Annotated in this window: 16 protein-coding genes and 2 pseudogenes; 14 read left to right on the forward strand and 4 right to left on the reverse strand. The window is 59.0% G+C overall.

The features are described 5' to 3' along the window. Nucleotides 1-58: 58 nt before the first annotated feature. From BLW71_RS27115 to BLW71_RS27135, 5 genes are all read left to right on the forward strand, one after another. The gene (locus BLW71_RS27115) at nt 59-853 is read left to right on the forward strand and encodes an aldolase (RefSeq protein WP_091804078.1); all 795 of its coding nucleotides are present in this window, start codon (nt 59-61) and stop codon (nt 851-853) included. Nucleotides 854-932: 79 nt separating this feature from the next. Next, nucleotides 933-1,673 carry an amino acid ABC transporter permease gene (locus BLW71_RS27120; RefSeq protein WP_091804081.1) on the forward strand — a complete coding sequence of 247 codons (741 nt, stop codon included), beginning with the start codon at nt 933-935 and terminating at the stop codon, nt 1,671-1,673. Next, nucleotides 1,673-2,350 (forward strand): glutamate/aspartate ABC transporter permease GltK, encoded by a 678-nt coding sequence (gene gltK, locus BLW71_RS27125; protein WP_091804083.1) that lies wholly within the window; start codon nt 1,673-1,675, stop codon nt 2,348-2,350. Before BLW71_RS27120 ends, gltK begins: the two co-directional genes overlap by 1 nt. Continuing rightward, nucleotides 2,347-3,072, forward strand: a complete 726-nt coding sequence (locus tag BLW71_RS27130) for an amino acid ABC transporter ATP-binding protein (RefSeq protein WP_091804086.1) — start codon at nt 2,347-2,349, stop codon at nt 3,070-3,072. Before gltK ends, BLW71_RS27130 begins: the two co-directional genes overlap by 4 nt. A 45-nt stretch (nt 3,073-3,117) precedes the next feature. Next, the gene (locus BLW71_RS27135) at nt 3,118-4,011 is read left to right on the forward strand and encodes a LysR substrate-binding domain-containing protein (protein WP_091804089.1); all 894 of its coding nucleotides are present in this window, start codon (nt 3,118-3,120) and stop codon (nt 4,009-4,011) included. Between the two features lie 99 nt (nt 4,012-4,110). Here BLW71_RS27135 and cuyB read toward each other — a convergent pair whose 3' ends face one another. Continuing rightward, nucleotides 4,111-5,529 carry a cysteate racemase gene (gene cuyB / locus BLW71_RS27140; protein WP_177205128.1) on the reverse strand — a complete coding sequence of 473 codons (1,419 nt, stop codon included), beginning with the start codon at nt 5,527-5,529 and terminating at the stop codon, nt 4,111-4,113. 473 nt (nt 5,530-6,002) lie between these two features. Here cuyB and BLW71_RS27145 point away from each other — a divergent pair, with 473 nt between their 5' ends. The 6 genes from BLW71_RS27145 (at nt 6,003) to BLW71_RS27170 (ending at nt 14,352) form a co-directional block, all read left to right on the forward strand. Continuing rightward, nucleotides 6,003-7,034: an acetamidase/formamidase family protein gene (locus tag BLW71_RS27145; protein WP_091804094.1), complete on the forward strand. Its 1,032-nt coding sequence runs from the start codon at nt 6,003-6,005 to the stop codon at nt 7,032-7,034. A gap of 175 nt (nt 7,035-7,209) precedes the next feature. Next, nucleotides 7,210-9,588 (forward strand): acetamidase/formamidase family protein, encoded by a 2,379-nt coding sequence (locus BLW71_RS27150; protein ID WP_091804096.1) that lies wholly within the window; start codon nt 7,210-7,212, stop codon nt 9,586-9,588. A 139-nt stretch (nt 9,589-9,727) separates the two neighbouring features. After that, on the forward strand, nt 9,728-10,630 hold the full coding sequence (locus tag BLW71_RS27155; protein WP_091804100.1) for a polysaccharide deacetylase family protein: 903 nt from the start codon (nt 9,728-9,730) through the stop codon (nt 10,628-10,630). A 71-nt stretch (nt 10,631-10,701) separates the two neighbouring features. Then, a complete protein-coding gene (locus BLW71_RS27160; RefSeq protein WP_091804103.1) occupies nt 10,702-11,559 on the forward strand; it encodes an ABC transporter substrate-binding protein in 858 nt (285 codons plus the stop codon). A gap of 59 nt (nt 11,560-11,618) precedes the next feature. After that, a complete protein-coding gene (locus BLW71_RS27165; RefSeq protein WP_091804106.1) occupies nt 11,619-13,322 on the forward strand; it encodes an amino acid ABC transporter permease/ATP-binding protein in 1,704 nt (567 codons plus the stop codon). Between the two features lie 13 nt (nt 13,323-13,335). Beyond that, entirely contained in the window at nt 13,336-14,352 is a 1,017-nt protein-coding gene (locus BLW71_RS27170; protein WP_091804109.1) for an alpha/beta fold hydrolase, read from the forward strand. A gap of 116 nt (nt 14,353-14,468) precedes the next feature. Here BLW71_RS27170 and BLW71_RS42960 read toward each other — a convergent pair. After that, a pseudogene (locus BLW71_RS42960) lies at nt 14,469-15,081 on the reverse strand (transposase family protein); the annotation flags it as partial. A gap of 79 nt (nt 15,082-15,160) precedes the next feature. Between BLW71_RS42960 and BLW71_RS27175 the strand changes: the two are divergent. Beyond that, nucleotides 15,161-16,344 (forward strand): IS3 family transposase gene (locus tag BLW71_RS27175; protein ID WP_091793237.1). Its coding sequence is split into 2 segments (ribosomal slippage): nt 15,161-15,425 and nt 15,425-16,344, totalling 1,185 coding nucleotides; the frame shifts between segments, so codons are not numbered across the junction. A gap of 586 nt (nt 16,345-16,930) precedes the next feature. Here the strand turns inward: BLW71_RS27175 and BLW71_RS27180 are convergent. Together BLW71_RS27180 and BLW71_RS27185 are read right to left on the reverse strand one after the other, a co-directional pair. Further along, the gene (locus BLW71_RS27180; protein ID WP_091804111.1) at nt 16,931-17,866 is read right to left on the reverse strand and encodes an NADP-dependent oxidoreductase; all 936 of its coding nucleotides are present in this window, start codon (nt 17,864-17,866) and stop codon (nt 16,931-16,933) included. A 9-nt stretch (nt 17,867-17,875) separates the two neighbouring features. Beyond that, nucleotides 17,876-18,424: a nuclear transport factor 2 family protein gene (locus tag BLW71_RS27185; RefSeq protein ID WP_286162123.1), complete on the reverse strand. Its 549-nt coding sequence runs from the start codon at nt 18,422-18,424 to the stop codon at nt 17,876-17,878. Between the two features lie 24 nt (nt 18,425-18,448). Between BLW71_RS27185 and BLW71_RS27190 the strand changes: the two genes are divergently transcribed. Beyond that, the gene (locus tag BLW71_RS27190; RefSeq protein ID WP_091804114.1) at nt 18,449-18,889 is read left to right on the forward strand and encodes an RrF2 family transcriptional regulator; all 441 of its coding nucleotides are present in this window, start codon (nt 18,449-18,451) and stop codon (nt 18,887-18,889) included. Between the two features lie 298 nt (nt 18,890-19,187). After that, nucleotides 19,188-19,751, forward strand: a pseudogene (locus BLW71_RS27195) (transposase); the annotation flags it as partial. Between the last annotated feature and the right edge of the window lie 9 nt (nt 19,752-19,760).

The following is a 19,760-nucleotide window of genomic DNA, read 5'->3' on the forward strand; positions in this document are numbered from 1 at the left end:
CAACGCGCCGCGCAATCCATCCGCGCCGAACGCAATCCCATTTTCAAGGTTGAAAGCAATGGCATACGGCTTCACTCCCACCCAGGCATCTGAACCTGTAAAAGTCGCGCCCGGCGAACTGGACACGTCGGCGATCCGCGAAGCACGCATCGAACTCGCCGCGTGTTTCCGGATGGCGGCCAAACTCGGCATGCATGAAGGCGTGTGCAATCACCTGTCGGCGGTATTGCCGGGCCGCGCCGACCTGTTCCTCGTCAATCCATATGGCTACGCGTTCGAGGAAATCACCGCGTCGAAGCTCCTCGTGTGCGACATGCACGGCAATGTCGTGCAGGGCGACGGCGTGCCGGAGATCACTGCGTTTTTCATTCATGCGCGTGTGCATCTGCGGCAGCCGCGCATCAAGGTCGCGTTCCATACGCACATGCCGAACGCGACCGCCCTGGCGATGCTCGACGGACCGCCGCTGCTGTGGGCAGGGCAAACCGCGTTGAAGTTCTACGGCCGCACAGCCGTCGACGACAACTTCAACGGTCTTGCGATGAACAGTTCCGAAGGCGACCGCATCGCCGCCGCGATCGGGGACGCGGACGTCGTGTTCCTGAAGAACCATGGCGTGATGGTCGTGGGCGCGACGATCGCCGACGCATGGGACGACCTCTACTACCTCGAACGCGCATGCGAAGTGCAGCGACTCACACTGTCGACCGGCCGGCCGCTAAAAATCATCGACCCCGACATCGCCGCCAAGACCTACCGGCAGATGCGCGCTGGCGAGCGCGACAGCGCGCGCCAACATCTCGCGAGCATCCGCCGGCAGCTCGATCGTGACGAGCCCGACTATGCGCACTAAAAAACGCGATGCGCGCATTGACTCAACGCAACATCGGACGCGCGAGCACTGCGTTCTCTATTGAATTCTGGATCGGCACATGCAATACCACTGGAACTGGAGCATTCTGCTCAGCCCGGTCTCGACGGGCGAACCCACAACCTATCTTGGCTGGCTGCTGTCCGGCCTTGCGGCCACGGTGACCGTATCCCTTGCCGCGTGGGTGATCGCACTCATCGTCGGCACGGCTTTCGGCGTGCTGCGCACCACGGATGACAAACGACTCGCCGCGATCGGCACCGCCTACGTCGCGCTATTTCGCAACGTGCCACTGATCGCGCAATTCTTCATCTGGTATCTCGTGATTCCCGAACTGTTGCCCATTTCAGCTGGCAACGTATTCAAGGCGTTGCCGCCTTCGGTGCAGTTCTTCTCGTCGTCGATCGTGTGTCTCGGTCTTTTCACAGGCGCGCGGGTCTGCGAGCAGGTTCGTTCAGGCATCGCCGCGCTGCCGCGCGGTCAACGGGCGGCAGCCGTCGCGCTCGGTCTGACGCAACCGCAAACTTACCGGTACGTGCTGTTGCCGGTCGCATTTCGAACAATCCTGCCGCCATTGACCTCGGAATTCGTCAGCATATTCAAGAATTCCGCCGTCGCATCGACAATCGGTCTGCTCGAACTATCTGCACAGGCACGGCAGTTGGTCGATTACACCGCACAAACCTATGAATCATTTATCGCGGTCACGGTCGCTTATTTCGCGATCAATATGGTCGTGCTCCGGGCCATGCGGCGCATCGAAGCGCGTACGCGGCTCGTGGGTTTTATCGGAGGCAAATGATGCATCGTCTCGACTGGAGTGGCATTCCCGCCGCGTTGCCCACGTTGTGGCTCGGTGCGCTGATCACGCTGAAGATCATGGCGGTGGCGCTTGTCGCCGGTATGGCATTGGGCACGGTGCTGGCATTGCTGCGCCTCTCACCGCTGCCGCCCTTGCAGTGGTTCGCACGCGCTTACATCACCACGTTCCGCTCGATCCCGCTCGTGATGGTGTTGTTGTGGTTCTACCTGATCGTGCCGCAGATGCTGCAAACCGTGTTGGGTTTGTCCAGCGTATTCGATACGCGGCTGGCGTCCGCGCTGGTGGCGTTCTCACTATTCGAAGCGGCGTATTACGCGGAAATCATTCGCGCTGGAATTCAGGCGGTGCCGCGCGCGCAAGCCAATGCCGCGCTCGCGCTCGGTTTGCCGTACACGCAGACAATGCGCTACGTGATCTTGCCGCAAGCATTTCGGGCGATGGTGCCGCTGCTAATGACTCAGGCGATCGTGCTGTTTCAGGACACGTCGCTCGTCTACGTGATTAGCCTTGCGGATTTTTTCCGCACAGCGACGAATGTCGGCGATCGCGACGGCACCAGCATCGAGATGACACTGTTTGCGGGTGCAACGTATTTTGTGATCTGTGCGTTGGCGTCCGCATCGGTCAGATATTTTCAACGACGAGTGACAATATGATTTCCATTAACAACATCTCGAAGTGGTACGGTCAGTTTCAGGTTTTGAGCGACTGCACGACCTCAATTCAAAAGGGCGAAGTCGTCGTGGTTTGCGGACCGTCGGGCTCGGGCAAGTCTACACTGATCAAAACCGTGAATGGCCTCGAGCCGTTTCAGAAGGGCGATATCGTCATCGACGGGCAGTCGCTTGGCGACAAAAAAACGAATCTGTCGAAGCTGCGGTCGAAAGTCGGGATGGTATTCCAGCACTTCGAGCTGTTCCCGCATCTGTCCATTGCACAAAACCTCTCACTTGCGCAGACCAAGGTGCTCGGTCGTTCGAAAGACGAAGCCACTGTCAAAGGGTTGAAACTGCTCGATCGCGTCGGCCTGCGCGCGCACGCGGACAAGTTTCCGGGGCACCTGTCCGGCGGTCAGCAGCAGCGTGTAGCGATTGCGCGCGCATTGTCGATGGACCCGATCGCGATGCTATTCGACGAACCCACGTCGGCGCTCGATCCTGAAATGATCAATGAAGTGCTGGACGTGATGGTTGAACTCGCGCAGGAAGGCATGACGATGATGTGCGTGACGCACGAAATGGGCTTTGCGAAGAAGGTTGCACATCGCGTCATTTTCATGGACAAGGGTGTGATAATAGAAGACGATCGCAAGGAGGAGTTCTTTGCGCATCCCAAGTCGGATCGAGCTCGCGACTTTCTCGCGAAGATTCTGCACTGACACGGCCCACGCGCGGCCAAATAACTACTGGCGAGGGGGGAGCGAATGGAAGTCAAGTGGATCGAAGACTTCGTCGCGTTGGCGCGCCACCACACCTTCTCGCGTGCGGCCGACGTTCGCAACATTACACAATCGGGCCTTAGCCGGCGTATCAAATCGCTCGAACAATGGGTCGGCGCCGAACTGGTCGACCGGAGCACCTATCCCCCCACCCTAACGTCTGCGGGCCGCCTGTTTCTCGAGGCGGCCGACGAGGTGCTGCTCAGGCTCTTCGACGTGCGCGCTATCATCCGCACCGAGCAGCGCATTCCCGGCGCGGGTTTGCAGATCGCAGCCGGGCATGCGATCTCGGTCGGCTTTTTGCCGGCGTGGATCAGAACGTTGCGCCAGCGTTTCCGTCAATTGCATCTGCGGATCGTGCCGACGAACGTGCATGACTCGATCCTCATGCTGCTGAACGGCTCGTGCGAACTGATGCTGGCCTACGAGCATCCCGAGTTGCCTCTGCATCTCGACCCCGCCCGCTTCCCTTCGTTGAGGGTGGGCACGGACGTGTTGATACCCGTCTCGGCGCCGAAAGGACGCGGCGGTCCGCTGTACCGGCTGCCCGGCACATCCTCGCAGCCGGTGCCGTTGATCGCGTATAGCCCGGGTACGTACTTCGGCCGCTGCCTGACTCTGCTGTTGCGCGACGTCGATACGAAGGCCGCGCTCGGCACCTGCTTCGAATCGGATATGGCCGATGTGCTCAAGCAACTCGCGCTCAATGGAGAAGGGGTGGCGTGGTTGCCCCGTAGTCTGATCGAAAGCGAACTGGCATCGGGCGCGCTGGTTCCGGCGGGAGACGACCGCTGGAAGCTTGAACTGGAGCTGCGCCTGTATTGCGATGGCCAGAACACGGTAAGTCTGGTGCAGGAACTCTGGTCGGCGCTGACCTAAGGGGGCAGCGCCGACCGCGAAACGCGGTGGCAACCACGTGCATAGCGCTCCGTTTCGGGGCGGTTGGCTCGATCGATGAACACGTCCGCCCCTCTCCATTCAAGCCAGGACCCGCGGCGCAGCAGCCGACGCCAGCTCAACGCACCGTCTCGCCAGCACGTCAGAGGGGTCAACGATGGGTAATACGCGGCCCTTTATCATGAAGTTCAGGTCTTGCGGAACGAGCAGCGGCAGTTCGGTGCAACCAAGAACCACCGCGTCAGCACCCAAATCGGCGAGATGCGCGACGACGTCGACAATTGCCTCATGACTTGCGGCCGATACATGTCCTGCTTTCACGCCATCCGGCCCATAGATGGCCGCCATCACCTGCAACTGCATCATGCTCGAAGGTACAACGATCTCAAGCCCGGCCGCTTCCGCTTCAATGTGATAAACACGGCTTTGCAACGTGCCGTCGGTGGCAAGAAGACCAATCCTGCGTGCTTGCGGGCAACGCGACGTGATCAAGACAATCGTCTCCTTCAGCATATGGACGATAGGAATCGTCAGCTTCGGCTGGATCGTTGCGACAAACGCATGGGCCGTGTTGCAGGGAATCGCGATGGCATTCGCGTGTGCGAGTTCAAGGCGTCTGCAGGTTGCGTAAAGCGCGAGCGTTGGGTCTGGACCGCTATTGACGAGATGATCCGTTCGGTCTGGGATCTGCGGATTCAGCTCCACCACAACTTTGAGATGCTCCTGATCGCGCGATGCTGGTGTTGCACGAACCAGCTTGTCGAGAAAGCTGACGGTCGCGGCCGGACCCACACCACCAAGCACCCCGAGCTTGAACTGCGAGGGCCGTGACGCACGCGTTTGCCGTAACGCATGGCTTGCATAGACCTCTCCAATATCGAGTACCGGGAAGGGCAGTGGCACGCCATCCGGTTGCGCCTGCTTGAGCCGTTTGCCAAGGCCATTCGTTGAAGGGAGAATCAGAGCGGCTCCGTCGAGCGTTGCTTGCCGGCATATCTGTAAAAGCGTGGGTGCTTCGACTGCTCCTCCGGCTCCCACCTCGACATGAATGAGATGCAAACCCAATGCCGCGCATCGCCTGACCAAAGGCTTCAACGTATCCAAAGTTTCACAGGTGAGAAGCGCGATTGTATGTACAGAGGGATAGCGCCTGCCTACTTCCGCGACGATCGCCTCACCGATATCCGCCACCGGAACGGGACTCGCAGCAGCAAGCTCGGTGAAAAGCCCGTAACAGGCCAGATCCGGAATCATCACGGTTTCGGTTGAGCGGACGTCGAGCGTGCTGATCACGTCGAACAGTGCGAATGCCCGCGCGGCGTGATCCAGTCGATCGGCGGCTAAACGGTGCGCATCGACTTTGATAACGCATGCAGCCAGTTTGTCTGCTGCTGAGATGCGAGCCCCGCTCAATGCGTCGATACTGCAAGTGAGATGGTGTGCATCGTCTGGATTACCGGTGTCGAGAACTGCGACCGACCGCTTGAAATAGGTTGACACGTGTTGATTCGCGCAAGGAAGCAGCAAAAAAAGGTGGACACCCCCTCCGGCAGCGGGAAAGGCGCGCCGGGATGTGGGTTTAGGGTCAATATAACGGCGGGTCCTTCGCTCGTCTTGCGGCTTTCGCAACGAAGCGTGCGGTTTTGGAATAACGCTTAGGCATTCCAACATCGCATCGAACGTCGTGAGCTCTTCCGCCGGCGTGAGGTAGCGCTTTGCCAGCGAGGGGGGCCGCGAGCCGGACGTCCACAAATACCGGCTGCGCGTTTCCGACATTCAGTCAGATCAATCGCGACACGAACGAATCCTGTCTTGTAGCCTGAGACCCTCGTCAGTCGGGTGACGCTGCTGCCCAATTCGTCCACGCACAAGCTTTTGTACGCTGTCGCGCAAGTGTCTCTATTCTGTCGCTCGTACGATCTGTCATCGGTCACGTCGCACCGATCGCACACTCTTACGGAGCTTAGGAAAGCATGCTTCACGACCTGCCTGCCATCCAGAAAAATGTTCACTGGGGATATTTCGACGCGGCGCTAGCGCCCGCACTGATCGTGGAGAGCGGCGATTTCGTTCGCGCCGAAGCGGTCACGCATCATGCAGGCGACGCCCCCGAGCTCATGATGGATGACAAGGTGCGCGCGCTCTACGACACGATTCCCGAAGCCGATCGCCAACCCGGCGTGCATTTGATGACCGGGCCGATCTTCGTTAAAGACGCGAAACCCGGCGATCTGCTCGAGGTGCGCTATCTGCAAATGATTCCGCGCTTCAACTACGGCTCGAATCTCGCCGCGCATTGGGGCCATCTGTTCACTGACTTCGGGAAGGAACGCGTCACTATCTACGAACTCGATCAGGCATCGAACACGGCTCACGCGCTGTATGCGTATGACTATCCCGGCAAATATCTCGTGCCGGGCAAACGCTCGGAGATCCGCGACTGCTGCCGCGAACTCGCGCTCGAAGGCATTCGCGTGCCAGTGCGCCCTCATCTGGGCACGGCAGGCGTCGCGCCTGACGTGGCAGGCCGCGTGAGCACCGTGCCGCCGGGAGCGCATGGCGGCAATATCGATAACTGGCGCATCGGCGCGGGCTCCACCATGTACTACCCTGTCGCCGTGGACGGCGGATTGTTCTCGATCGGCGACCCGCATGTATCGCAAGGCGATGGCGAAATCAGCGGCACCGCGATCGAGGCGTCGCTCAATGTGATGTTCCAGATCGTGCTGCGGCGCGACTTCAGGTTTCCCTCGCCGTTGCTGGAAACGCCGGACTACTGGATCGTCCACGGCTTCGACGAAGACCTCGACGTCGCGACCAAAAACGCTTCACGCGACATGTTGCTGCTGCTTACGGAACAGCAAGGCCTCTCACGCGACGACGCCTATTCGCTAATGAGCGTCGCCGCGGACTTCTCCGTGACGCAGGTGGTCGACAGCCGCCAGGGAATTCACTGCAAGGTCCCCCGCAGCATCTTTCCTCCGAAGAAAAAGCCTCGCGCGTGAGTTGTGCGTGCGCGCTACAGCAGTGCGTGGCTATACCGCCGCCACGCTGCGCCACACGTGTGCGAAAACGCACCGTGATGGCGCAGCGTGGTAGCGCTAACCGCGTTGTCACCGATGGCACGGACATTGCATTTCAATCAGTCGACTGACGTTGGTCAGGGTCCGGGAGCCAGGGTTGGACTTACTGCGTTTCACTACCGAGTCGTACGCCGAAGTAGATCGCCTGCGAGCATGGAACGAGGCGCTCGATCGGCTTGGTTTGCGCTGCGGCGCGCCTCAAACGGCCGCGCGCCACTCGCATGGAACCATCAGGTCGCGCAAGTCGAGCAACGGCTTCGAGTTGATCGCGCTGGCCGCGTTCGCGCAGACCATCGAGCTCAAGGTCGACGGCGCCGACAGTCTCGTGATAGCGCTGCACCTCGACGGCGGCGTGATGCTTGTTGCCGACGGTGTGCGCACGCGGGTTGCTAGCGGCGACATTGTCTATGCGTCGTCGCGCGAGGAAGCGCTCCTGTCGTTCAACTCCGACTTCCGTGCGTTTGTGATCCGCGTGCCCCGCGCTGCCATCAACGCACGCCTTCTTACGTCTTTCTCCCTGCGTGCCGGGCGCTTGCCCGGAGACGCCGGTATCGGTCACGTGTTCTCCGGCTTTCTGCGCTCGATTGCCGAAAGCGTCGAGACGTTGTCACTCGACGATCTACGTCCCCTCGAACTCGCGCTCGCGGAGTTCCTCGTCGCAAGTCTCGTCGGTCATGACAAGGAAGGCAGCTTCAGCGGACTCACGCCCTCTCAGGCGGCGCTCTTTTCGCGCGTATGTCGAACCATCGAAGGCAATCTCGCTGACCCCGATCTCGGGCTGACATCGATAGCCAAAGAGGAGCGCGTCTCGCCGCGTTATCTGCAGAAGCTGTTCGAAGCGGTCGGACAGAATTTCTCGACCTATTTGCGCTCGCGCAGACTGGAGCGCTGCCGCGCGGATCTGGTCAATCCTCTGTATGAAAAGCTGTCGATTGCGGACGTTTGCTTCCGCTGGGGTTTCAACGATCCCGCGTATTTCAGCCGCGCGTTTCGCGAGCAATATGGCGCATCGCCGCGCACTTTCCGGCATGAAGCGAGTCTTGAGTTAGCACGCCATCTCGTGAGGCGAATCTCGCGCGGCCTGCCCGTCCATGCCGGGAGTCTGCTCGTGCATGCAGAACTCGCTGGACAGGGAGCCGTTCACGAAGCTTCGGACGAGGTCGACTCTGCAGAGCCGCCTGAAGCACCTTCGGCACCACCGCCGCCCCGCGAGTCGGGCAAGCCGCGTCATCACCTGTTGCGAGCGACGGCCAACACGATTCACTGGGGTTACTTCAGTCACGATATCAAGCCCGTGCTCGAACTGAACAGCGGCGACACAGTGACGATCGAAACACTCACGCAACATGCGGCGGATGACTGGGAGCGCATGGTGCAAGGCGATCCCGGCGCCGAAAGCGTGTTCCACTGGACCGCCGAGCGCAAGAACGTCAACCGCCGCGGCGCGGGTCCCATGGACGCGTCTATCTACGGACGTGGTGCGGGTGAAGGCTTCGGCGTGCATATCTGTACAGGGCCGATTGCCGTGCGCGGCGCGGAGCCGGGCGATGTGCTGGAGGTGCGAATCCTCGATATTCACCCGCGCCGCTGCGCCAATCCGAAATTCGCCGGACGCGCGTTCGGCAGCAATGCCGCTGCCTGGTGGGGTTTCCACTATCGCGAGCTATTGACCGAGCCGAAACCGCGCGAGGTCGTCACCATCTATGAACTCGACGCCAACCCCACTGCGGGCAAAACCGCGTGCGCGCACGCCGTCTATAACTTCCGCTGGACACCTCAGCGCGATCCCTTTGGCGTGATGCATCCGACGATCGACTATCCTGGCGTGCCAGTCGATCATTCGACCGTAGTCGAGAATCACGACATCCTGAAGAATGTCCAGATCCCGGTCCGTCCGCACTTTGGCGTGATCACCGTCGCGCCGCAGCAGGATGGTCTGATCGATTCGATTCCACCGTCCACCTTCGGCGGCAATCTCGACAACTGGCGCGTTACGCGCGGAGCGAGCGTGTTCTTGCCAGTCGGGGTTCCCGGCGCTCTGCTCTCGGTCGGCGACCCGCATGCATCGCAAGGAGACTCGGAACTGTGCGGCACCGCGATCGAGTGTTCGCTCACCGGCGACTTCCAACTGGTGCTTCACAAGAAAGAAACGCTCGGCAGTCAGGTATTCTCAGACCTTACCTACCCGTTGGTCGAAACCGCCGACGAATGGGTTCTTCACGGATTCAGCTATCCGAACTATCTGGCCGAGTTCGGCACCAGTGCGCAAAGCGCGGTGTACGAAAAATCCACGCTCGATCTTGCCATGCGCGATGCGTTCATCAAAACGCGGCGCTTCCTGATGGCAACCAAAGGCCTTTCCGAAGACGAAGCGATCTCGCTGATCTCGGTCGCTGTCGACTTCGGCGTGACGCAGGTGGTAGACGGCAACTGGGGAGTGCACGCAATCATCCGGAAGTCGCTCTTCACCGCATGAAGTAGCGAGTTGCGACTTCCAATACGCGTGCGTACAAGAGTTTGTTCGCAGCAAGCGCGATGCGGCGATTTTGACTTCCCTACCATGGGTTCTGACGTGAACACAGGCGTACGCGCCGTTCGACAGGACTCACTGGATCATGGATTCTCCCGCACATCGCGCGCTGCCCGGCCACGGGCGCTTTCAATATTCCCCTATCGAGGGCCGCCCTGTTTATCGTTGGCCTGACGGATCCCGGCTAGCGGTTTATATCGGCTTCAACATCGAGCACTTTGCGTTCGGCGAAGGACTGGGCCCAACTATCGGACCGGTAATGCCCGAACCCGATGTGCTGAATCACGCGTGGCGTGAGTACGCATTGCGGGTGGGCGCATGGCGCTGTCTCGATCTCTTCGACGACCTCGCACTGCCGGTCGCGGCAATCATCAACACGGCGCTCTACGATCATTGTCCTGAGCTGGTCGCCGCGTTTGCGCAGCGCGGCGATGAACTCGTCGCGCACGGCCATACGAATTCGGAACGACAAGGAACACTCACTGAAGACGGCGAACGCGCGCTGATCGTGGCATGTCGCGAGCGGATCGCGGCGGAGAGCGCGCAGCAGCCGGCGGGCTGGTTATCACCGTGGCTCTCTGAGAGCCGTGTTACCAGCGATCTGGTGGCCGAAGCGGGCTACCAGTACACGCTCAACTGGTGTCACGACGATCAGCCCACGCGTCTGCTTACGCGCAACGGTCAGCCGTTGTGGGCGATTCCGTATCAGGAGGAAGTCAACGATATCCCGATGATCCTTGCGCGCCAGATGGACGCGAAGTCGTTCGCCGATCTGATGATTGACCACTTTGAGGAAATGCTGCGGCAGTCCGCCCGAGAACCGCTGGTGATGGGCATTGCATTGCATGCGTACCTGATGGGACAGCCGCATCGATTGTGTCACCTGCGGCGGGCACTCGAACATATTGCCCGCGCGCGCGACGAAGGCCGGATCTGCATCACCACCCCGGGTTCTATTGCAAGCCACATGGATTTTCTAGGCCATTAATCACTTCATTCTAACTTCGTTGTACCGCCTCTATCGCTCGTATTCCGTTTTCAACCTCAATAGGATTCGCCATGTTCATGTCAAAGGCCATCAAGCTGCTGTTATGCGCCCTCACCGGCCTGCTCCTCGCACAAGGCGCATCGGCGCAATCGTGCGAACCGTCCAAGGTCGCCCAGAAATATCCGTCGCTTGCGGGCAAGACCATCAAGATCGGCGTGGACCCCGAGTCACCGCCGTATGCGTTTCGTGACAGCAAGGATTTCAACAAGATCATCGGCGCCGATGCCGATATGGCTCGCGCCGTATTCGACTGCGCCGGCGTGAAAACGGAGTTCTTCACTGCCGGCTGGCCCGGGCTGCTGCCGGCGCTGCGTGCGGGACAGATCGATGTGATGTGGGACTTGCTGTACTACACACCGGAACGCGCGAAGGAAACGACTTTCGTCACGTATATGCAGGCCGGCACCGGCGGTCTGGTAGCGGCCGGCAACCCCAAAAAGGTCGATGACATCTCAAAGCTCTGCGGCCTCACGGTCACGGCGGGCATTGGCACCGTCGAGCTGACAATGGCGCAAGCGCAAGCCGCCAAATGCAAAGCCGAAGGTAAATCCGATGTGACCATCATGACGTCCGCCGATATCGCGTCGGGCGCGCGCCTCGTCGCCAGCCATCGCGCCGACGTCATGATGTACGACCTGGCGCTCGTCGACGGTCTCGCGAAGCAGAATCCCCAGCTCTACACCCGCGGCTTCATGGTGACGAGCGGCATGAAGATCGGCGTGGGCGTGAAGAAAGGCAACGCCGACATGATCGCCGCCGTGTCCGATGGACTCAAGATCATGCAGGTCAATCAGACGCAGAAGAAAACCTTTCAGCAATACGGCGTAGATCCGTCGCTGGAAATGCCCGCCACACTGCTTACTCAATAAAGACTGCCTGCACGGCACACCTTGCCGTGTGCCGGTAGCGTCATGGATCAGGTTCTGAAATGAAGGCATTGCGTATCAAACACAACCTCGTCGGCGCGCTCGGTATGGTCGCCATATTCCACCTGCAGCCGGCAATGGCCGCCGGTCTCGATGGCGTTCAGGTGCTCGACGGTTTCAAGGAACTGGTCGGTTATGTCGGCTCGCCGTTCCTGCTCGGCGGCGCATGGATCGCGGTGAAGATCACGCTGATCGCAATGTCAATCGGGCTTGTGCTCGGGCTCGGTCTTGCGCTGATGCGGCTATCGCGGTTCAAGACCCTGAACTCGGCAGCGTGGGGCTATATCTGGTTTGTGCGCGGCACACCGCAACTGCTGCAACTCGTGTTCATTTTCGACGCGTTGCCGCTAATCGGATTGCGCTTCGATGAAGTCACGACTGCGGTGATCGGCTTTGCATTGAACGAGGCGGCGTTCAGCGCTGAACTGTTTCGTGCCGGGATTCTGTCCGTGAACCGCTCACAATCCACCGCGGCCGCCGCGCTCGGCATGGGACCGTTGCTCACGTTACGCCGCATTATCCTGCCGCAATCGATGCGAGCGGTGATCCCGGGGCTCGCCAACGATACCATCGGCATGTTGAAGCTAACATCAATCGCCTCGGTGATCTTCGTCAACGAACTTACGTTCCGCTCGCAACAGGTCGTCGGACAGAACTTCAAGTTCTTTACCGTGTTCGGCGCGGCGGCGGTGATCTATCTGTTTCTGACGAGCGGAATTTCATTGCTTCAGGTATGGCTCGAACGCATCTTCGATCACGAGCGCGATCGGAAACTCACGTTCTCGTGGTTCGGACTACGCACTTCGACGCCAGATGTTAAACCGCTCGACGCACCGATTGTCTTGCCGGTCGCCGCCCAGCAGCCGGAGGCGAACGATCATGCATGGATAGGCACGCTGCTGCCCGCCGAAAGCCGCACGCCGCGCCATCGTGATGAACCGTTTGTGGCGTGCAGGAACGTCTGGAAATCGTATGGCAAACGCGAGATTTTGCGCGGCGTCGACCTGTCGATCTCCCATGGCGAAGTCGTCGTGATCCTCGGTCCGAGCGGTTCCGGTAAAAGCACGCTGCTCAAGCTCATCAACCATCTCGAACCGCTTGACTGGGGGACGATCAAGGTCGATTCAGAATATGTGGGTTATCGGGAAGTGCCGGGTGGCGGCGGCACTGTGCGGCCCCTGCACAACCTCGCACGTGCGCGCGCCGAAGCACGCGTAGGCATGGTGTTCCAGCATTTCAACCTGTTCAGCCATTTGAGTGCGCTGGAGAACATCGTCGAAGCACAGCAGCAGGTCTATGACGTACCTCGCGCCGAAGCAGAAGCGCTCGGCCGCGAACTGTTGAAGAGCGTGGGCCTCGCCGCGCATGCGGATTTTTTGCCGCATCGGTTATCAGGTGGTCAGCAGCAGCGGGTAGCGATTGCGCGTGCGCTTGCGATCAAACCGAAGTTAATGCTGTTCGACGAACCGACTTCGGCACTCGATCCAGAACTCGTCGGAGAAGTGCTTGGCGTGATGCGCGGGCTCGCTGATGCCGGCATGACGATGGTCGTGGTCACGCACGAAATCCGCTTTGCCCGCGATGTCGCCGATCGCGTCGTTTTCATGGATGGCGGCGAGGTCATCGAGCAAGGGACGCCGCAGGAGGTGATCGACAACCCAACTCACGAGCGTACCCGAAAATTCCTTAACGTCTTCGCCAATTAAATATGAGGCTCACATGACGGACTTCGAAACTTTCAGCCTTGGCCGCGTCGCGTTGCAGTCCGGCGCGACGATGCCTGACATGCGGCTCAGCTACAAGACATATGGCCAACTGAATGCGGCGCGTGACAATGCGATTGTCTACCCGACGTTTTATAGCGGCAGCCATGTCGACAACGAGTGGCTGATTGGGGAGCACATGGGTCTCGACCCGCGGGAGTACTTCATCATTGTGCCGAACATGTTCGGCAACGGCGTATCGAGCTCACCGAGCAACAACCCGCCGCCTTATGATCGCGGCCGTTTTCCGCATGTCACGCTCTACGACAATGTCGCGATGCAGCACCGCCTTGTGACCGAGAAGTTTGGCATCGAGTCGCTCAAGCTCGTCACCGGCTGGTCGATGGGCGCGATGCAGGCGTTCCATTGGGCCGCGATGTATCCGGAGATGGTCGAGCGCATTCTGCCGTTCTGCGGGGCCGCGCGCTGCTCGCGGCACAATTTCGTGTTTATAGAAGGCCTCAAGGCGCCATTGCTGCTGGACCCGGAATTCAAGGACGGTTTCTACGATTCACCGCCGACACGCGGAATGCGGGCTGCGGCGCGTGTGTTCGCCGGATGGGGATTTTCGCAGGCTTTTTTGCGTCAACGGCTCGACATGGAAGCAATGGGATATGGCTCGCTTGAGGACTTTATCACCCAGTTCTGGGAGGGTGATTTCCTGAAGAAGGACGCGAACAATATTCTGTCGATGATGTGGAGTTGGCAGCACGGCGATATTTCCGCCAATTCTCTTTACCAGGGAGACTTCGATCGCGCGTTGGGCAGCATCACTGCCAAGGCTATTGTGATACCCGGGCGCACGGATCTGTACTTCCCGCCGGAAGATAGTGAGTATGAAGTTTCGAAGATGCGCAACGCTGAGTTGCGGCCCATTGAGTCGGTATGGGGGCATTTCGCGGGTGGGCCCGCGGCCAATGCGGTCGATGTCAAGTTCATCGACAACGCGGTAAGGGAAATTCTGGCTATGTAGTTGTCGGATGCTCTTTGCGCGCAGTTCTTTTTACACGTGCGATTCACGGGCATCATCTCACTCTTTTGTGATCGCTTTCCTCGCGAGCTCGCACTGATGATATTCGATCAAGCAGTTCTGTCGAGTCGCCATTCGCAGCGCCCGATTCGCGCCTTGTGTGCGTCGAAGGCGCTTTGCACTTGCTGCGCGAGCGGTGTGATTTCGTGCATTCTGCAATGCGCTCGACGGGCATCTTGCCGCTGAGCTTGCCGTGTAGGCGGCGCCAGTTGTATCGAACTGCCACTCCTTAATTCGCCGCCCAGAACTCGTTGAGGTCATGGAGTTGTGAACGCTCGACCTTGCCAGTAAGGTGGGACGAGCGCGGCGGGGTGTGTGGAATTTGATGCACTCAGTCATCAGACGCCGTTGTAATGATTCGGCGAGGAACGCCCCTCCCCTGTCAATCTGCATACGCTGTAACTGAAATCACGTCTTTTCTATGACACGATCAAGAAAAGTAGCGAATCCGGGCGATTCTGAATGGATAGACAGCCAATACGTGGAAGCTCGCGCAGTAGTCGACGCCGTGTGTTGATAGATGCCTCGCATGGTTTTCATTCGTGTCCATCGGGACCCGATCCCTGTGAACGGTTCGCTATGGAGTTTGGGATATGCCGGCCACCTGGAATGCACTGACGGCTTCATCAAGGACTCGGTCCGAACCTTATGAACGGTCGAGAGGGACAGTTCTCCTCAATCATGGAACTGAGCTTGCCCCCGAAAAACGAATCCCTTGCTGAGCAGGTAAACTCAAGCAAGGAGAAGAACGATGACAAGCAAGGCAAAGCGGGCACAGTACACGCTCGAGTTCAAGCTGGAAGCGGTACGACTGGTCAAAGCCGGGCAAAGCATGGCAGCAGTGGCGGCGACACTGGGTGTGGTTGAACAGACGCTGTACAACTGGGTGAAGGCTGACCGGGAAGGCAAGCTGGCGGGCGCAGGCACGAAGCCTGTGAGCCCGGAACAGATGGAGCTGGCGCGGCTGCGTGCGGAGGTAGCGCGCCTGAAGATGGAGCGAGACATATTAAAAAAGTGCGCAGCGTACTTCGCGAAGGAATCGATGTGAAGTACGCGTTCATCGAGCACAATCGACGCCGCTGGCCAGTCTCGGTCCTATGCGAAGTGCTGGAAGTCAGTCCCAGCGGATATCATCAGCGCCGGCAACGCACCGCGCACGACAAGCCGCACCGTAGCCGCGTAAGCAACGATGCGCTGCTCGCGCAAGTCAAGGCGATTCACATGCAGGTCAAGGGCGAATACGGCTGGCCTCGCATGTGGAAGGAGTTGCTCACGCAAGGCGTGCGCGTGGGCAAAGAACGGGTTCGCAAACTGATGGCGCAGCATGGCATTCGAGCCCGCCACAAGCGCAAGTACATCGCGACGACGAACTCGAACCACGATTTGCCGGTGGCGCCGAATCTGTTGGAGCGCGACTTCACCGCTAACGCACCGAACCAGGTCTGGACGACCGACATCACGTACCTGGCGACAGCCGAAGGCTGGGTCTACCTCGCGGCCATCATCGACCTGTTCAGCAGGCAGGTGGTGGGCTGGTCGATGCAGCCGCACATGAAGGCTGAACTGGTCACGGACGCATTGCGAATGGCGTGGTTCCGGCGTCGCCCTGACGCCGGCGTAATCGTGCATAGCGACAGGGGCAGCCAGTATTGCAGCGGCCTGTTTCAGGACGCGTTGAAGGCCTACGGCATGCGTTCGTCGATGAGCCGACGTGGAAATTGTTGGGATAACTCGCCGACGGAAAGTCTATGGGGTTCGCTGAAGGTAGCACGCATGCACGGACGACACTTCCCCACCCGGCGGGCAGCAATGGATGAGGTGATTGACTGGCTGGGTTTTTACAACGCGCGCCGGTTACATTCAACGCTCGATTACGTCAGCCCCATGACATTCGAAAAGAACTGGTTCGCGGCTCATAGAGGCGAAGCCGCATAATTCACCCAGCTATGGGATTCGTCAAACGGGGGCAAGGTCAAACCGCAACTTATTTCTGGACGCGCCGTGCCCCTCTGTGCTCGGCACGCAGCGGCTGAGTCCTCTCCGGATCAGCGTCAACGACGTTTCGTTTTGGACTATTTAGAGGCGGCGACTGTGACAGGGAATCTCCTCTCTTCCAGCATCCTCGTAGCGAGGCAACCATTGCGAAGTGTCCGACATCAAGATGCCACGCCGCGCGCATACGACAGCGGCAACGCCGTTCTCGTGGTACATCAGCACCCAGGGCAATGGAGTCGAGATCTCGCGGTTTCTCGGTTTATTCTAGTTGAAAACGATGTGTGTGAATCACACTCGTCACGCCCCTTATTTTCGAAAATGACTGATTCTCGGCGCCGCCGGCAAGGCCCATAGCATGCTCGGTTTGAAAATCGCCAAATGTAGGCAAGACCAACCTTCGCTGCGATAGCAACGCGGCTACCGCAGTTCATTCCATAGGAAAGCTACGTTTCGTGGATTCACTCGCAAACCGGATCGGCTTATCGGCAGTTCTCACAACACTATGTCGATCTTCCAATGATGACGTTCAATTTCGCTCGGCTATATCGGGAACGAGCACGATCTTTCCTGGTCCAAAGGTCTTTGCCTTCTGCGCGTCTTGGGCGTTTGCTGCATCCTCCAAGGGAAAGGAACTCGCAACTGTTACTCGTAGGGATCCGGCTTCGACCAGATCAACAAGCCGACCGAGAACCTCTTTATCAGGGCGGGCGAAGACAGTTCTTATACCAGGACCGCCGTCTGCGATTGAGCAGATTCTCGCGCCCGGGGTCGCCGCAGCCATAGCCTTTGCCAATCCACCATGACCGGCGCAATCCACGATGGCGGTTACGCCAGCGGGAGCAAGCTGTCTAACCTGATCCGCAATGTCACCTCGGTACTGCACTGGCTCCGCGCCGAGCGATTTCACATAGGCTTGGTGCGACGTGGACGCACCTCCGAACACAGTGGCACCGGACGCCACCGCCAGTTGGGTTGCCAGCGAGCCCACGCCTCCTGACGCACCAAGCACAAGAACGCTGTCCCTATCGGACACGTTTAGCGTATCAAACACCGCGCGATAAGCCGTCAATCCGGCGAGCGGAAGTCCGGCCGCTTCGCCCCACGAAGCACTTTTTGGCTTTCGCCACAGTCGCTCCACTGGAACGCTTACAAGTTCTGCATAAGTACCGTTGTGCAGGATTTCCTGATGCGTATAAGCGACGACCTCGTCGCCCGGCCGGAACTCGACGACGCCAGCGCCTACGCGTTCGACGATGCCAGCGAGATCCCATCCAGGTACGACTGGAAACCATGTCTCCATGAATCTATCGCCCAAACCCGCCTGCAGCATGATATCGGCCGGATTGATCGCCGCGGCCTTCATGCGGACAAGCACGGCGTTCTGCGACAGCTTCGGCTCTGGCAGCTCACCATACTCGAGAACATCGGATCCGCCGAAGCGGCTATAGAAAACACCCTTCATTTCGGTCTCTTAAAAAGCCATCGGGAGGTCGAGATAAATTCGGTGGTTTGCCATCAGCCAGCGGCCATCGACTCTCTTCAAAATTGGTCGGTAATAGCCCGACTCGATAGGGGTGATCTTCCCCTGCGCGCCATAGACTCCTTTTGGCCAGCCGCCTTCAGGCTTCTCTGCACCGACGATATTGAACACGATAAATTGTGCGTCGAGTGTCCCGATATCACCCTGTACCTCTACGATCGGATCATGAGTAGTGTGATGGCTCCAGCCTCGTAGCGGGTGCGGCTTCATCACCGTGGTGACTGCGGCAGCGATAGCTTCTCGCCCGACCAGCTCTCCAAGGTGCTCAGGTATGCCGGCATTGTTGTAGAAGATATCGACCCTGCCTTCAGGCAAGAAGAGGTTGCTCATAGCAATTCCGTCTCGGTGATCGGCTGCCCGAACGTACCGCGCTAGTACCTCTTGAATTTCACGTTGATCCGACACGGAATATCCCCTTAAAAAATAGACCTCCGACACGATACACGCATCGTGTATTATATGCAATAATAATAGATACATATCTTGTGAAGACTGAGGCTGTTCATGATTGACGTCCGTTTTCCGACTGCCTTGCAAATGATGCTCAGCCTGGCATTCGCCCACGCTGAAGGGGTCGAACGATTAAGCTCGGCTCAACTAGCCGAGGGGGTCGACTCCAATCCAACCTTTGTCAGGCGATTGTTGGTGCCGTTGATGCGCGCCGGCCTCGTTCGTTCGACCATGGGTCGAGATGGTGGCGTCAGCCTAAATGCCGATGCCGCCGTAATCACGCTCGGCGAAATTTATAAGGCGACGATGGAAGGCAAGAAGCTATGGATCGCTCGTAGCGACATCCCCCACCGATGCCTCGTCAGTTGCAACGTCGAACAATTCTTTGGGAATCTGGCCGACGAAGTGGATGAATCGGTGACGCACTTGCTGAGCAAGCGAACACTGGCCGACGCGCTCCTGGAAATGCGCACCCTCGACGCGGAGCGCGCTTAGCAGGCGGCTCGCCGAATCGCAGAAGGCCACGCATCGTTTGCAGGTTTTCCACGATCAGCTAGCCATGCGGCGCTGCCGCGAATGGATGCTCGCCAGCATCGCCAGATAATGTTCCGCATGTCGGGCACTATGCGCGGAATGCGCTAATCGCTTGAACTCCTCAGGCTTCGATCACGGTGTTGGGTTCCAGATAACTCTCCGAGCGGAACACACCGAACTCGAGGCCAAAGCCGTCCGAGCCTGCGTGAAAACGCACTCATCGCCTAAACTGAATCAACTCATTGAGACCGGGTGACTCATGAAGCGATTCGTTGAAGGCGATGACCGCAAGCAGGTCGCACTGCTTCCCGAATGCGTCGATGACTACATCAGCCGGGGCAACCAGGTCAGAATCGTCGACGTGTTCGTGGACGAACTGGACCTCACGACGCTCGGCTTCAACGGCACCACGCCCGCAATCACGAGCCGCCCGTCCTACCACCCAGGTGTGATGCTCAAGATCTATATCTACGGGTATCTGAACCGGGTACCTTCCAGCCGGCGTCTTGAGCGCGAATGTCAGCGCGATGTCGAGCTGATGTGGCTGACAGGATGTCTGGCGCCAGACTTCAAGACGATCTCAGACTTTCGCCGCGACAACGGACCGGCCATCCGCAACGTATGCCGTCGTTTCGTCGAACTGTGTCGTGGACTGAAGCTGCTATCTAGCGACATGGCGGCCATCGACGGCAGCAAGTTCAAGGCAGTGAGCAGCCGCGACAGGAACTACACCGCCGGCAAGATCGATAAGCGTCAACAGCAAATCGAGGAAAGCGTTCAGCGATATCTCGACATGATTGAGAGTGTGGACCGCACCAGCCCAACAGGCCAT

This window comes from Burkholderia sp. WP9 (assembly GCF_900104795.1).
Taxonomy (GTDB): Bacteria; Pseudomonadota; Gammaproteobacteria; order Burkholderiales; family Burkholderiaceae; genus Paraburkholderia.

What these genes read in the sequence shown, in the direction of transcription:
- BLW71_RS27190 (WP_091804114.1), top strand. Translation starts at nt 18,449, where the DNA reads ATGATTGACGTCCGTTTTCCGACTGCCTTGCAAATGATGCTCAGCCTG.
- BLW71_RS27180 (WP_091804111.1), bottom strand. Translation starts at nt 17,866, where the DNA reads ATGAAGGGTGTTTTCTATAGCCGCTTCGGCGGATCCGATGTTCTCGAG.
- BLW71_RS27155 (WP_091804100.1), top strand. Translation starts at nt 9,728, where the DNA reads ATGGATTCTCCCGCACATCGCGCGCTGCCCGGCCACGGGCGCTTTCAA.
- BLW71_RS27170 (WP_091804109.1), top strand. Translation starts at nt 13,336, where the DNA reads ATGACGGACTTCGAAACTTTCAGCCTTGGCCGCGTCGCGTTGCAGTCC.
- gltK (WP_091804083.1), top strand. Translation starts at nt 1,673, where the DNA reads ATGCATCGTCTCGACTGGAGTGGCATTCCCGCCGCGTTGCCCACGTTG.
- BLW71_RS27145 (WP_091804094.1), top strand. Translation starts at nt 6,003, where the DNA reads ATGCTTCACGACCTGCCTGCCATCCAGAAAAATGTTCACTGGGGATAT.
- BLW71_RS27185 (WP_286162123.1), bottom strand. Translation starts at nt 18,424, where the DNA reads ATGTATCTATTATTATTGCATATAATACACGATGCGTGTATCGTGTCG.
- BLW71_RS27160 (WP_091804103.1), top strand. Translation starts at nt 10,702, where the DNA reads ATGTTCATGTCAAAGGCCATCAAGCTGCTGTTATGCGCCCTCACCGGC.
- BLW71_RS27130 (WP_091804086.1), top strand. Translation starts at nt 2,347, where the DNA reads ATGATTTCCATTAACAACATCTCGAAGTGGTACGGTCAGTTTCAGGTT.
- BLW71_RS27165 (WP_091804106.1), top strand. Translation starts at nt 11,619, where the DNA reads ATGAAGGCATTGCGTATCAAACACAACCTCGTCGGCGCGCTCGGTATG.
- BLW71_RS27135 (WP_091804089.1), top strand. Translation starts at nt 3,118, where the DNA reads ATGGAAGTCAAGTGGATCGAAGACTTCGTCGCGTTGGCGCGCCACCAC.
- BLW71_RS27115 (WP_091804078.1), top strand. Translation starts at nt 59, where the DNA reads ATGGCATACGGCTTCACTCCCACCCAGGCATCTGAACCTGTAAAAGTC.
- BLW71_RS27120 (WP_091804081.1), top strand. Translation starts at nt 933, where the DNA reads ATGCAATACCACTGGAACTGGAGCATTCTGCTCAGCCCGGTCTCGACG.